This is a genomic window from Clostridium sp. AM46-21, from assembly GCF_003480025.1.
Lineage (GTDB): Bacteria > Bacillota > Clostridia > Lachnospirales > Lachnospiraceae > Coprococcus > Coprococcus ammoniilyticus.
In genome coordinates, this window is the sequence record NZ_QUIB01000004.1 from 189516 (window position 1) to 202875 (window position 13360).

Consider the following 13360-nt stretch of genomic DNA (forward strand, 5'->3'; position numbering starts at 1 on the left):
AAAGGCGTTGATAGATATGTACAAGATATTGATCGTAGATGATGAGAAGATAGAAAGAAACGGTATTCGGTTTCTTTTAAAAAAACTGAATCTGGAATTTGAGATTGCAGAGGCGGTAAATGGTGTGGATGCACTGGAGAAGCTGGAGAAAGAAGATTTTGATATCCTGCTTACAGATGTAAAGATGCCTTTCATGGATGGAATCCAACTGATCGACCATGTTGTGAAGGAAAAGAAAAAGCTGCGCACAGTCATATTCAGCGGATGCAATGAATTCGACTATGCAAAGAAAGCGATCCGGCTGGGGGTTGTTGATTATATCTTAAAACCGGTCGATCCAAATGAATTCAAGAATACTCTGAATAAGGTTGTAAATGAACTGGAAGAGGCAAAGGCTTCGGACGAGCTGAAGAACAAGAGCATGGAATTCTTATATGAGCATGCGCTCTATATGCTGTTGAACGGAACGGATGTTACGAAGCTCAGACAGGAATACAGCGGATTATCGCTTGATCTGGGTAAATTCAAGAATATGCTTTTGATGGAATTCAATCATGATTTCTTCGGCAGACGTGGAGTGGATTTCAAAGAGAACGAGAACTTAAAGTCAATTGGAATCCTGCAATATCTGAACCTGAACCAGCAGCAGGAGATCTTATTCTTAGGGGATGAGATGAATATTCTCCGTAAGGCAAATGAGATCGTAAAGATCATCAAAGCCGATTATGATGCTGACTGTTACATAGCGATATCCTCTGATATCGGTGATCTGTCCGAAGTGGCAGATAAGATGGAAGAGCTCGAAGTGCTGATGGAGAACAAATTCTACCATCCGGAGATCCATGTATTTTATCCGAACATGGAGGGCGAGACTCCGGGTATTATCCAGTTCGATGATGATACCTTTATGAAGCAGATGAAACAGGATATCAAGATGAAGGATGTGGAAGCACTCCGGGAGCATTTCCAGAGATTCTGTGAGAAGTACAGACATAAGACAGAGTACTCCCAAATCTATATCAAGTTCCTGTTCTCGAATCTGATGAAGGATATCTACGGAAGCATCGATGAGACTGACGAAGCAGAGTTAAATAAAGACATTGAGAAATTATATATGGCGACAGATTTTCAGGTGTTGACGGATCTTGTCGAAGAAGCGATCCGGAGACTGGAAAACTGTTTTGCAGGAAAAACACAGACAGCTCATCGGGAAGTAGAATTGGTGAAGCAGTATATTTACCGGAACTATGGAAGCGAGCTTGGAATCGATATGCTGGCGGATATGGTACATCTTGCACCGAGCTATCTAAGTACGGTATTTAAGAAGGAGACCGGACAGAATCTAAGCAAATTCATCAAGGCATACCGGATGGAACAGGCAAAGGATATGTTAGAGAACAGCATGACGAAGATCGTAGATATCAGTGTGGCATGCGGATATCCGAATGTGTCTTACTTCTGTTCCAGCTTCCGTGAGTTCTTTGGCGTGAGCCGCAGAAATTCAGAGAGAGCGGAGGACAGGCGTATGCATAAAGAACGGATAGATAAAAGGGTAAAAAGAGGGTTCCAGAATCTGCGATTATCCGGCAAGCTGTTGGTTATTTATATACTTGCCGGGTTTCTGCCGATCATGATCACGCTAACGATCACCTACCATGAGATGAAGAAGATCCTGTGGGATCGTGAGACAATGATCCTGGAATCGTATCTGACACAGACGACAGATGCGCTTGATAATGAGTTAGAGATTTATAACAATCTTTCTAATTATATATCCTATAATCAGTCGATCGCGAAGATCTTAAGCTCAGATCAGAGTACATATCAGAATTATGAGCAGGTGGCAAGTGTTATAGATCCCCTGCTTTCTTCTATTATGTATTTTCATGATGATGTAAAGCAGGTAACGATCTACACGGATGCCTGTCAGGTGAAGCACGGCAGTACGATCGCCCCCATTACCACGATTGAAAATGAAGAGACGAACTATGGAATAGTTGACGATAACCAGATCCACTGGATCGTGAATGCGAAGGATAAGACTGCGTATTCGTTAAACCGCATGGCCATGCTGGAGCAGAAAAAGGCGAAGGGTCTGCTCTATGTAGGGGTGGATTATGACAGCGTATTCCAGCCGTTTAATAACGAAACGGTATTTGATAATTATGGCGTTGTGATAGAGGATGCAGAAGGTAACTGCATCTTTAAAAAGAGTGTATTTACAGAAGAAAAACAGCCGTATGAATTATCAGAGGAACAGTTCTTTGCAACAGTAGGGCAGAAGGATTCCGGTTATCAGTTTATTAAGCGGGAGTCGAAGGCATCCGGCTGGAAGATCTGGATCTATAAGCCGGATCGACTGATCATTTCTTCGATTCAGCCAATCTTAATAATTGCTGCAGCAGCAATCCTGGTCAGTCTGATCGCAGCAGTCGCATGTATCCGTATAATTTCCGAGTTCATAACGAAACGTATCAGTAAGCTTCAGAAGAAAATGCGTAATCTGGAAACCGGGAATCTTGGTATGGAGATTGAGAATGACAGTACGGATGAGATCGGTGATCTGATCAATGGTTATAACAGTATGACGAAGCGTCTGGATGCAACGATCAATGAAGTATACCGAAGCAAGATCAAAGAAAAGGAATATGAGATGCGGGCGTTGCAGGCGCAGATCAATCCGCATTTCCTGTATAATTCCCTGTCTATCATTAACTGGAAAGCATTAGAGGCAGACCAGGAGGATATCAGTCGTATCACGTTGTCGTTGTCCACCTTTTACCGGACAGCGTTAAATAAGGGAAAGAATATCCTGCTTGTCCGGGATGAGATCGCGAACATCAAAGCATATCTGGATATCCAGCTTACGATGCACGATGACAGTTTCGATGTTATCTATGATATCGATGATTCCATTTTAAAATATGAAACACTGAACCTGATCTTACAGCCGATCCTCGAGAATGCGATCCATCATGGCATAGATCTGAAACAGGATGGCAGAGGAGAGATCTGCATCAGTGGAAAAGAGGACGATAAAGATATCCGGTTTGCGGTATCCGATAATGGTGTCGGTATGACCCAAGAACAGGCGGAGCTGATACTGACTGCCGATTCGAAGGGCTATGGTGTGCGAAATGTCAATGAACGTATCAAACTGTATTATGGCGCGGAATATGCGGTTTGTATCGACAGTGAAGTTGGCAGGGGAACGACTGTCACGATCCATTTTCCAAAAGAACTGCATGCAGAAATCAAACATTCATAAAAAACCAACATGTTTCTGAAATTATTGATATATACGGTGAAACGGTTCCTTTTTATAATAATGTCATAAGGTAAAGGTACTGCAAAAGTATTAAAAAACAAAAAAACATGATTTATTTAAAGGAGGAACGGTTATGAAGTTTAGAAAGTATGCAGCGATTGCACTGGCAGGAGCTATGTGCATGTCATTACTCGCAGGATGTGGAGATAAGAAGGATGATACATCTAAGGATTCCACAACAGCATCAAATGCAGAGGCAACATCAGGAGAGAGTACTGATGCATCTGCAGAAGAAGAAAACATTAAAGCAACAATTACAGTATGGGGACCTGCTGAGGATCAGTCACCGGATTATGGTGAATGGCTTCAGGGAAGATGTGAAGCATTTAATAAGGAACATCCAAATTGGGATCTTTCATTTGAATATGGTACATGCAGCGAGGCAGATGCAGGAAAGACCGTAACACAGGATGTATCCGCATCAGCAGATGTATATATGTTCGCAAACGACCAGTTACAGACACTGATCGATGCAAATGCAATCTCGGAGTTAGGCGGAAGCACAGCAGACTATGTAAAGTCAACAAACTCACAGGCAGTTGTGGATTCTATCACAGTAGATGGCGGAATCTATGGTGTTCCGTTTACAACAAATACATGGTTTTTATACTATAACAAGAAAGTATATTCAGACAGCGATGTAAAGAGCCTTGATACAATGCTTGAAAAAGGAAAAGTTGCTTTTCCTCTTACAAACAGCTGGTATGATGCAGCATTTTATCTTGCAAACGGATGTACATTATTCGGTGATGGTACAGATAATGACGCAGGAATCAACTTTGGCGGAGATAATGGAAAGGCTGTTACAGATTACCTTGTAGATCTTGTAGCAAATAAGAATTTTGTAAATGATGAATCCGGTGTCGGTATTTCCGGTATGACAGATGGATCTATCGCAGCTATGTTTTCCGGTTCATGGGATTATAAGGCATTACATGATGCACTTGGTGATGATCTTGGAATCGCAGCTATGCCTACAGCCAAGATCGGCGGATCTGACAAGCAGTTACTTTCATTTGCCGGTTCAAAGGCAATCGGTGTAAATCCAAACTGTGAATATCCACAGGTAGCAGTAGCACTTGCCCTGTACCTTGGTAACGAAGAATCACAGCAGTCACATTATGAAGCAAGAAGCATTGTTCCTTGTAACACAAATCTTTTAGAGAGTGATACGGTAAAGAATGATGCATTAGTAACAGCTCAGAACGATACCTTCAACAAGACATCTATGATCCAGCCATTTGTACCTAAGATGAGTAACTTCTGGACACCGGCAGAGAATTTTGGTAAGGCACTCTTAAACGGTGAAGTTACACATGATAATGCTGCTGAGCAGACAGAAGCATTCAATACATCATTGAACACAGATGTAGCAGAGTAAAAATAAACAGATCATAAGATAGAGTGTTCCATTTCCACAGGGGTGGTGGAACACTTTATTTTATGAAAGAGACGTAAAAACGCAACATTTACTTTGAGACGGAGGTGTCAGGATGGCTGAAGCGACAGTAAGCAAAAAGAAAAAAATAAGACGAAGTGATTATCAATATACTGTTTTCAAGGCCATGAGAAATGGTGATTGGATCACCAGATTATCGTTCCTGATCATGGGATTCGGAAACATTGTCAGAAAACAGTTTGTAAAAGGTTTATCATTTCTGGTACTTGAAAGCATATTTATTTATTTCATGATAAAAAACGGTGCATCCCTTCTGACCGATTTCTTCCATCTGGGAGGAGCAGAACAGGAGAAGGTGTGGAATGATGCAAAAGGCATATTTGAATATACACAGGGTGATAATTCCCTTTTGATGTTATTATATGGAGTAGCACGGTATTTATCATATTTGCATTTGTATGCCTCTGGGTAGTCAGTGTCGAGAGTGCATATCGTGCACAGTGCCTGCATGATGCAGGGAAGAAAGTTCCGGGATTCACAGATGATATTAAGAGTTTATTTGATAAAAACCTTCATATGTTTCTGCTTCCACTTCCGGTACTCGGGATTGTTGTCTTTACGATCCTGCCGCTCGTATTCATGATCTGTATGGCATTTACAAATTACAGTAAGCTGGATTCACATACGGTATTGTTTAACTGGGTAGGACTGAAAAACTTTGCCAAGATTTTGAATTTTAATGACGCAGTCGGTAGTACATTCTGGTCTGTTCTTGGATGGACACTGGTATGGGCGGTTGCTGCGACATTTACCAACTATATCTTCGGTATGATCCTTGCAATGGTCATCAATCGAAAGGGAACAAGATGTAAGGGTGTGTGGAGGTCGATCTTCATGTTATCCGCAGCCGTTCCACAGTTTGTATCCCTGCTTTTGATGCGTACGATCTTCAGTCAGAATGGTATCGTAAATACCTTATTACTGAATCATCATATCATTGACAATGCAATTCCGTTCTGGAGCAACGCAACCATTGCCCGTATCATGGTTATCGTGATCAATATCTGGATCGGTATTCCGTTTACCATTATGCAGGTGACCGGTATCTTACAAAGTATACCGGAAGATATCTATGAGGCCGCAAAAGTAGATGGAGCCGGACCGGTGAAGATCTTCTTTAAGATCACACTTCCATATATGTTATTTGTAACAGCTCCATATCTGATCACGACCTTTGCAGGTAATATTAATAACTTTAATGTAATCTATCTTCTGTCAAACGGAGCACCGATTCCGGTTGGAAAGACAGCAGGAAAGACCGATCTTCTGGTTACCTGGCTCTATAAGCTGACAGTTGATAATCAGTATTATAATCTGGGTGCGGTTATCGGTATCATGACATTTATCGTTCTTGCGATCGTATCTCTGATCACCTATCATAATACAACATCTTATAAAGACGAGGAGGGATTCCAGTAATGACTAAAACAGGTAAGAAAATAAATGGAAAACAGAAGCTTACACCATCGGATATCGTTGTTCATATTATACTGGTAATTCTTTCCGTGATCTGGGTGATCCCGATTCTGTGGATCGTTCTGATCAGCTTCCGCGGAGAAAAAGGACAGTATGTTTCTACATTGCTGCCAAAGGCGTATACTCTTGGCAATTACACAAAGTTATTTACAGATACCGGTATCCTGAATTTTCCGAAGATGTTCATGAATACTTTGATTATTGCGATCTTCTCCTGTATAATATCTACAGTATTTGTATTGGCGATGTCATACTGTATGTCGAGAATGCGTTTCCGACTGAGACGCCCATTTATGAATGTAGCATTGATCCTTGGTATGTTCCCGGGATTCATGGCTATGATCGCAGTTTATTATATATTAAAGGCGATCGGACTGTCAGAAGGATCATTGATCCGTGTTGCACTTATCCTGGTTTATTCCGGTGGTGCAGGCTTACAGTTCTATATTGCAAAAGGCTTCTTTGATACGATTCCGAAGTCAATCGAGGAAGCAGCTTATCTGGACGGAGCAACCAGATGGCAGTCGTTTACTAAGATCATTATTCCGTTAAGCCGTCCGATCATTGTATATACGGTTCTGAATTCCTTCCTTGCTCCTTGGATTGATTTCGTATTTGCAAAGGTTATCTGCCGTGCAAATAAGGATTACTATACTGTATCTATCGGACTTTGGAATATGTTAGAGAAAGAATATGTGTATCCGTGGTTCAATTCCTTCGCAGCCGGTGCGGTGCTGATCTCAATTCCGATCATCATTCTGTTCATGTTTATGCAGAAGTGTTATCGTGAGAGCTTCTCCGGTGGTGTAAAAGGTTAAGGGATCATATGATTATTTGCTTATAGTTTGGTTGAAACAGAGGAATGTATATGATTACAGGTTCGTATTTAAAAAAGATTATTTCATGTGTGCTGATTATAAATTTATTGATCTTATGTGGATGCGGTGATTCCGGGGCTACCCCCTCCACCCGGGAGAATGCAGAGACAAAAGAAGAATATGAAGCTGCGTTATATACAGCCCGCACGACACCTTACGGAAAATATCCGGAACAGCTTACCTACACACTGGGTAAGCTGTCCGGAGCAAATAATTCCAATCTCCCGGATGGCGAGACGTATGAAAATAATGCTTATACAAGGCTGTTGAATGAAAGGCTAAATGTTCAAAACCAGGATGTGTTTGAGGCTATGGATGAGCAATATACCGATAGTGTGACCATGGTGATCGCACAGAATGATCTTCCGGATGTGATGATCGTGGAGGATCTGGATGAGCTTCAGTATCTGGTGGATAATGATATGATCGCAGATCTGACAGACAGCTATAATAACTGTATGAGCGATACGATCAAGAATATATATGGAAGCTATGGTCGGGATATCCTTGATGTTGTAACCTTTGGCGGGAAGATCATGGCGATACCGGAAACGAATATCTCAGACGGACCGAATCTGATCTGGCTTCGTAAGGATTGGATGGATGCACTTGGGCTGTCCGCACCGAGAACACTCTCGGATGTAGAAGAGATCATAAGACAATTTAAAGAAAAAGATCCCGGACATAATGGGGCAGGAAATACCGTAGGGCTTGTATGTGATACCAGTCTCTGCGGCGGTTGTGGTTATAGCAGCGAATACACATTAGATATTATATTTGCTGCATATGGTGCATTTCCGAAACAGTGGATTTATGATGAGGACGGCAATGTTGTCTATGGTTCGGTTCAGCCGGAGGCGAAAGAGGCACTTGCCCATATCCATGAGTTGTATAAAGATGGAATTCTGGATCAGGATTTTCTGATGCGGACGAGCAGTAACCTGATCGAGCTGATCGTGGATGGTCAATGCGGTTCTTTCTTTGGTCCCTGGTGGGCACCGAATAATCCACTGATGCAGGCAGTGGAACAGAATAAAGATGCCGAGTGGCAGCCTTATCTGATCGCAACAGAGGAATCCGGACTTACCAGTTATCATACACAGAATCCTTCCGGTAAGTATATTGTAGTGCGTAAGGGTTATGAATATCCGGAGATTGCATGTAAGATTGTTAGTGTATTATTTGACTATTTGCGGTATAATGACAGAGACAATCAGGAGATTGTCGATTATTATAAAGAAAATGTAGACCCTACCGCCAGACCGTTTGCGATTAATGTAGATTACAACAATGCTTTGCAGATCTGCTATGGAGAATTGAATCATGTATTTGCGGGGGACAAATCCGCAGATGAACTGAACGTACTGGAATATTCCTATTATGAGGCATGCGAATCCTATCTGAAGGATGCGGAGAATGCCAGTGCGGAAGATTGGGCGGCGTATACTTCCCGTATCACAGCCTGTAAGATCTTAAACGATGGAAGGACGAACAAAGTAGAGTCGTTATATTTTGGAGAAACGGAAACGATGGTTACAGACTGGTGGAGCCTTGAGAATCTGGAAAGTGACACCTATCTGAAGATTGTAACTGGTGAGAGTTCACTCGATGAATTTGACCGTTTTGTCGAGAACTGGTATCAGAATGGCGGTGAAACGATCACAAAAGAGGTACGGGCTGAGATAGAATAAGAAGTTTCCGATGTTTTTATACGGAGGCATATTAAAATGACAGAAAGAGAAAAAATGATAGCAGGATCCGTTTATGATCCATCTGATGATGAATTAATACGATTAAGACAGAATGCGCATCGGTTGAGTAAAGAGTATAATGACTGCTTTGAGACAGATGAGAAACGCGAGAAGATCCTGGCAGAGCTGATTCCGAATAAGGGTAAGAATGTATATCTTCAGGGACCGGTTCAGTTCGATTACGGCTGCTTTACCGAGATAGGCGAGAACAGTTATGCGAACTTTAATTTTACCTGTCTGGACTGTGCACCTGTTAAGATCGGCTGCAATGTATTTATGGGACCGAATGTTTCTCTGCTGACACCGATGCATCCGTTTCGTTTTCAGGAGCGTAACATTTATAAGAGGGAAGACGGCGTGTATACAGACCGGGAGTATGCGAAGCCGATCACGATCGGAGATAACTGTTGGCTGGCAGGAAATGTAACAGTATGTGGCGGTGTAACGATTGGCAGCGGTTCTGTGATCGGAGCGGGAAGCGTGGTTACGAGAGATATCCCATCGGGAGTACTGGCTGCCGGAAATCCATGCAGAGTCATTCGCGAGATCACGGAGGAAGACTGTTTAAAGTAGAATTATATTGTTGAGAAAAAGAAATGGGAGTCTGTCAATGAAAAAGTTGACAGGCTCTTTTTGAATCATTAAACTGAAAGAAGAGTAATTTTTGTAAAGGAGTATGAAACATGAAAATAGGTATTTTAGGATATGGAAATCTTGGACGAGGTGTTGAGTGTGCAATCAAGCAGAATCCGGATATGGAGCTTGCAGCGGTATTTACCAGACGTGCACCTGAGACAGTATCGATATTAACAGAGGGAGCAGCCGTTTGTTCTGTAAATGATGTGGAGCAGTGGAAGGATAAGATCGATGTTATGATACTCTGCGGCGGCAGTGCTACCGATCTGCCGGAGCAGACACCAAAGTATGCAGAGATGTTCAATGTTATAGACAGCTTCGATACACATGCAAGAATTCCGGAGCATTTTGCAAATGTAGATGCTGCCGCAAAGAAGAATGGTCATGTCGGCATCATCTCAGTAGGCTGGGATCCGGGTATGTTCTCTTTAAACCGTATGTATGCAAATGCAATCTTACCGGAAGGCCGTGATTATACATTCTGGGGAAAAGGTGTCAGCCAGGGACATTCCGATGCGATCCGTCGTGTAGAGGGTGTTAAGGATGGCAAGCAGTATACGATCCCTGTAGAAGCAGCACTGGAAGCTGTCAGAAATGGTGAGAATCCCGAACTTACAACCAGACAGAAGCACACAAGAGAGTGCTTTGTTGTATTAGAGGATGGTGCCGATCCTGTAAAAGTTGAAGAAACGATCAAGAACATGCCAAACTATTTTGCCGATTATGATACAACGGTTCACTTTATCAGTGAAGAAGAATTAAAGGCAAACCACAGTGGAATTCCTCATGGTGGATTTGTGATCCGTTCCGGTAAGACCGGCTGGAATCTGGAAAATAATCATGTGATCGAATACAGCCTGAAGCTGGATTCCAATCCGGAATTCACATCCTGTGTCATCGTGGCTTATGCAAGAGCAGCATACCGCCTGTACAAAGAAGGACAGAGCGGATGTAAGACCGTGTTCGATATAGCACCGGCGTACTTGAGCGCAAAAGACGGAGCGGAACTCCGCAAGAGCTTGTTGTAATAAGGAGGATTTTGAGATGAGCGTTGTTTTGGATGAGATGAAGACGAGAAGAAGCATCCGGAAGTTCAAACCGGATATGGTTCCGGCGGATGTTCTGGATCAGATCATTGAAGCAGGAACATTTGCTGCAAATGGCAGAGGCTTGCAGTCTCCGATCATTATTGCGGTAACAAATAAAGAGATGCGGGATAAGATCATGGAGATGAACCGTAAGATCGGCGGCTGGGAGGAAGGCTTTGATCCATTTTACGGAGCACCTGTTATATTGATCGTACTGGCAGATGCATCCTGTCCGACTGCTGTCTATGACGGAAGCCTGACGATGGGAAATCTGATGCTTGCCGCACATGATCTTGGAATCGGAAGCTGCTGGATCCATCGTGCAAAAGAAGAATTCGAAAGTGAAGAAGGAAAGCAGATCCTTGAAAGCCTTGGAATCACCGGCGACTATATCGGTGTCGGACATTGCGCACTTGGATTTACGGATGGAGCGTATCCTGATGTTATTCCAAGAAAGGATAACAGAGTATACTATATTCGCTAAGCAGTTATTGACATTCTGAAAAAATATGGTAGAATACCAACGAAAACGAATGAAGTGGATTTTTCCGGATAATAAATAAGTCATCTTTTCGCCACACAGCTATAAGTGAAACCATTTATAACTGTGTGGCGTTTTTATGTAGAGAGGGAGAAATGTATGAACGAAGAATTTATGAAAGAACGACCGGTGCTGCCGCTGCTTTTGTCAATGGCACTTCCGATGATATTATCGATGTTGGTCAATTCTCTGTATAACATTGTGGACAGCTTTTTTGTAGCGAAGATCAGCGAGGATGCAATGACAGCTCTGTCGCTTGTCTTTCCGATCCAGAATTTTGTAAATGCGGTAGCCATCGGTTTTGGAGTTGGAATCAATGCGGTGATCGCGTTCTATCTCGGCGCAAAGGAGCTAGACAAGGCAAATGCAGCAGCGTCAAAGGGTACGCTTCTTTCTGTTGTTCATGGTGTGATCATGATGGTAGTCTGTATTCGGATCATGCCGGGATTTCTGCGGATGTTCACATCGAATGAGACAGTTGTTCAGATGGGCATTCAGTATTCGATGATCGTATTTGCATTTTCTGTTATTATTTCCATTGATCTGTCATTTGAGAAGATCTATCAGGCAGTTGGAAGAATGGTTGTTACGATGGTCGGACTTGGCGGTGGATGCCTGATGAACATTGTATTAGATCCCCTATTGATCTTCGGTATCGGACCATTTCCGAAAATGGGAATCCGGGGCGCGGCACTTGCAACCGGACTTGGACAGATGTTTACCCTGATGATCTATCTGTTTGTCTATGTGTTCCGTCCGATATCCGTTAAGATCGGCAGACGGTATCTGCATACAGAGGATCGTCTGACAGGGAAGCTGTATGCGATCGGTATTCCGGCTATTCTTAATATGGCACTTCCGTCCCTGCTTACAACTGCGCTGAATGCGATATTGAGCACCTATTCACAGATCTATGTCGTGATCCTTGGAATCTATTACAAATTGCAGACATTTTTATATCTTCCTGCAAACGGCATGATCCAGGGTATGCGTCCGGTAATTAGCTATAATTACGGAGCAGGAGAGCACAAACGTGTCCGCAGCATTTATAATATTACACTTACGATCATTGGTCTGATCATGGTATTTGGAACAGTGATCTGCCTGATCTTCCCGGATAAACTGATCGGAATGTTCTCGGATAATCAGATAACGATCACGGAAGGCACGACGGCACTTCGGATCATCTGTGCCGGATTTATAGTTTCTTCGGTATCTGTGACTTCATCCGGTGCATTAGAGGGACTTGGCAAGGGTACGCCATCATTGATGATCTCCCTGCTTCGCTATGTGGTTGTCATCATTCCGGCTGCATTTGTACTCAGTTGTATCTGTGGTGTTGTCGGTGTCTGGAATGCGTTCTGGGTAGCAGAACTGATAACAGCAGCTGCCGCATTTTTCATTTACCGACAGGCAGTTAAGAGAAAAAGTTAAGATTTCATAGATTGCACAGTTGCATGAAAAAGAAGATAATAAAAGAAGAAAGAAGGATTTATATGTGGTTTGTATTTGCATTGTTGTCGTCTGTATTTGCGGCATTGACATCAATTCTTGCAAAGGTAGGTATTGACGGAGTAAATTCGAATCTTGCAACAGCGATCCGAACAGCAGTTGTGCTTGTGATGTCATGGGGTATGGTGTTTCTGACACATACACAGTCCGGAATCAGCGCGATCGGGAAGAAAAGCTGGTTGTTCCTGATTTTATCAGGACTTGCAACCGGAGCATCGTGGTTGTGTTATTATAAAGCACTTCAGATGGGAAATGCATCCAAGGTAGTACCAATCGATAAATTAAGTGTCGTTATTACATTGATTCTTGCATTTGTATTCCTGCACGAAGAATTCACGATGAAGTCGATCATTGGCTGTGTGCTGATCGGACTGGGAACTTTGTTGATGGTGTTATAAATAGATTAAGATAAGAGCGCAGGCGGCACAGATAAGGTGTATATTTTAGTAGAAGTCCGGATATGGCAGAAATGCTGTATCCGGAATTTTTTATGGTTAAACTTGTTTTCCGTTCGGATATCCGTTACAATCAAACTTGGAGAGACGGAGGCAATATACAAAGCTAAAATATGCATGTTATTCTGTTCTATCAGTATTAAGAAAGGAGATAGAACATGGATAACGAAATTGTATATTCCTCCAAGGCAACTGATCAGAAAGCACAGTATGATGCCAGTGCCAAGCGCCTGCTT

At 42.6% G+C, this 13360-nt stretch carries 11 protein-coding genes; all 11 read left to right on the plus strand.

The window, feature by feature from the left end; genetic code table 11:
• Positions 1 to 16 precede the first annotated feature (16 nt).
• On the plus strand, positions 17 to 3268 hold the full coding sequence (locus DW959_RS14470) for a response regulator (RefSeq protein ID WP_243023330.1): 3252 nt from the start codon (positions 17 to 19) through the stop codon (positions 3266 to 3268).
• A 133-nt stretch (positions 3269 to 3401) separates the two neighbouring features.
• Positions 3402 to 4709 (plus strand): extracellular solute-binding protein, encoded by a 1308-nt coding sequence (locus tag DW959_RS04145; protein WP_117822160.1) that lies wholly within the window; start codon positions 3402 to 3404, stop codon positions 4707 to 4709.
• A 112-nt stretch (positions 4710 to 4821) separates the two neighbouring features.
• Positions 4822 to 5199 (plus strand): hypothetical protein, encoded by a 378-nt coding sequence (locus DW959_RS15030; RefSeq protein ID WP_347475315.1) that lies wholly within the window; start codon positions 4822 to 4824, stop codon positions 5197 to 5199.
• A 104-nt stretch (positions 5200 to 5303) separates the two neighbouring features.
• The gene (locus DW959_RS04150; RefSeq protein ID WP_347475316.1) at positions 5304 to 6206 is read left to right on the plus strand and encodes a sugar ABC transporter permease; all 903 of its coding nucleotides are present in this window, start codon (positions 5304 to 5306) and stop codon (positions 6204 to 6206) included.
• A complete protein-coding gene (locus DW959_RS04155) occupies positions 6206 to 7081 on the plus strand; it encodes a sugar ABC transporter permease (protein WP_008399798.1) in 876 nt (291 codons plus the stop codon). Before DW959_RS04150 ends, DW959_RS04155 begins: the two co-directional genes overlap by 1 nt.
• A 50-nt stretch (positions 7082 to 7131) precedes the next feature.
• Positions 7132 to 8832, plus strand: a complete 1701-nt coding sequence (locus DW959_RS04160; RefSeq protein WP_243023331.1) for an extracellular solute-binding protein — start codon at positions 7132 to 7134, stop codon at positions 8830 to 8832.
• Positions 8833 to 8868: 36 nt separating this feature from the next.
• A complete protein-coding gene (locus DW959_RS04165; RefSeq protein WP_118615452.1) occupies positions 8869 to 9465 on the plus strand; it encodes a sugar O-acetyltransferase in 597 nt (198 codons plus the stop codon).
• A gap of 110 nt (positions 9466 to 9575) precedes the next feature.
• Entirely contained in the window at positions 9576 to 10556 is a 981-nt protein-coding gene (locus DW959_RS04170) for a diaminopimelate dehydrogenase (protein WP_008399795.1), read from the plus strand.
• A 16-nt stretch (positions 10557 to 10572) separates the two neighbouring features.
• Positions 10573 to 11100: a nitroreductase gene (locus tag DW959_RS04175; RefSeq protein WP_118615454.1), complete on the plus strand. Its 528-nt coding sequence runs from the start codon at positions 10573 to 10575 to the stop codon at positions 11098 to 11100.
• A 156-nt stretch (positions 11101 to 11256) separates the two neighbouring features.
• A complete protein-coding gene (locus tag DW959_RS04180; RefSeq protein WP_118615456.1) occupies positions 11257 to 12591 on the plus strand; it encodes an MATE family efflux transporter in 1335 nt (444 codons plus the stop codon).
• A gap of 62 nt (positions 12592 to 12653) precedes the next feature.
• Positions 12654 to 13067 (plus strand): EamA family transporter, encoded by a 414-nt coding sequence (locus DW959_RS04185; RefSeq protein WP_021943198.1) that lies wholly within the window; start codon positions 12654 to 12656, stop codon positions 13065 to 13067.
• Positions 13068 to 13360: the final 293 nt, after the last annotated feature.

Excerpts from the sequence above, each read along its gene's own strand:
- DW959_RS14470 (WP_243023330.1), top strand. The coding sequence starts at position 17 with ATGTACAAGATATTGATCGTAGATGATGAGAAGATAGAAAGAAACGGT.
- DW959_RS04145 (WP_117822160.1), top strand. The coding sequence starts at position 3,402 with ATGAAGTTTAGAAAGTATGCAGCGATTGCACTGGCAGGAGCTATGTGC.
- DW959_RS15030 (WP_347475315.1), top strand. The coding sequence starts at position 4,822 with ATGGCTGAAGCGACAGTAAGCAAAAAGAAAAAAATAAGACGAAGTGAT.
- DW959_RS04150 (WP_347475316.1), top strand. The coding sequence starts at position 5,304 with ATGTTTCTGCTTCCACTTCCGGTACTCGGGATTGTTGTCTTTACGATC.
- DW959_RS04155 (WP_008399798.1), top strand. The coding sequence starts at position 6,206 with ATGACTAAAACAGGTAAGAAAATAAATGGAAAACAGAAGCTTACACCA.
- DW959_RS04160 (WP_243023331.1), top strand. The coding sequence starts at position 7,132 with ATGATTACAGGTTCGTATTTAAAAAAGATTATTTCATGTGTGCTGATT.
- DW959_RS04165 (WP_118615452.1), top strand. The coding sequence starts at position 8,869 with ATGACAGAAAGAGAAAAAATGATAGCAGGATCCGTTTATGATCCATCT.
- DW959_RS04170 (WP_008399795.1), top strand. The coding sequence starts at position 9,576 with ATGAAAATAGGTATTTTAGGATATGGAAATCTTGGACGAGGTGTTGAG.
- DW959_RS04175 (WP_118615454.1), top strand. The coding sequence starts at position 10,573 with ATGAGCGTTGTTTTGGATGAGATGAAGACGAGAAGAAGCATCCGGAAG.
- DW959_RS04180 (WP_118615456.1), top strand. The coding sequence starts at position 11,257 with ATGAACGAAGAATTTATGAAAGAACGACCGGTGCTGCCGCTGCTTTTG.
- DW959_RS04185 (WP_021943198.1), top strand. The coding sequence starts at position 12,654 with ATGTGGTTTGTATTTGCATTGTTGTCGTCTGTATTTGCGGCATTGACA.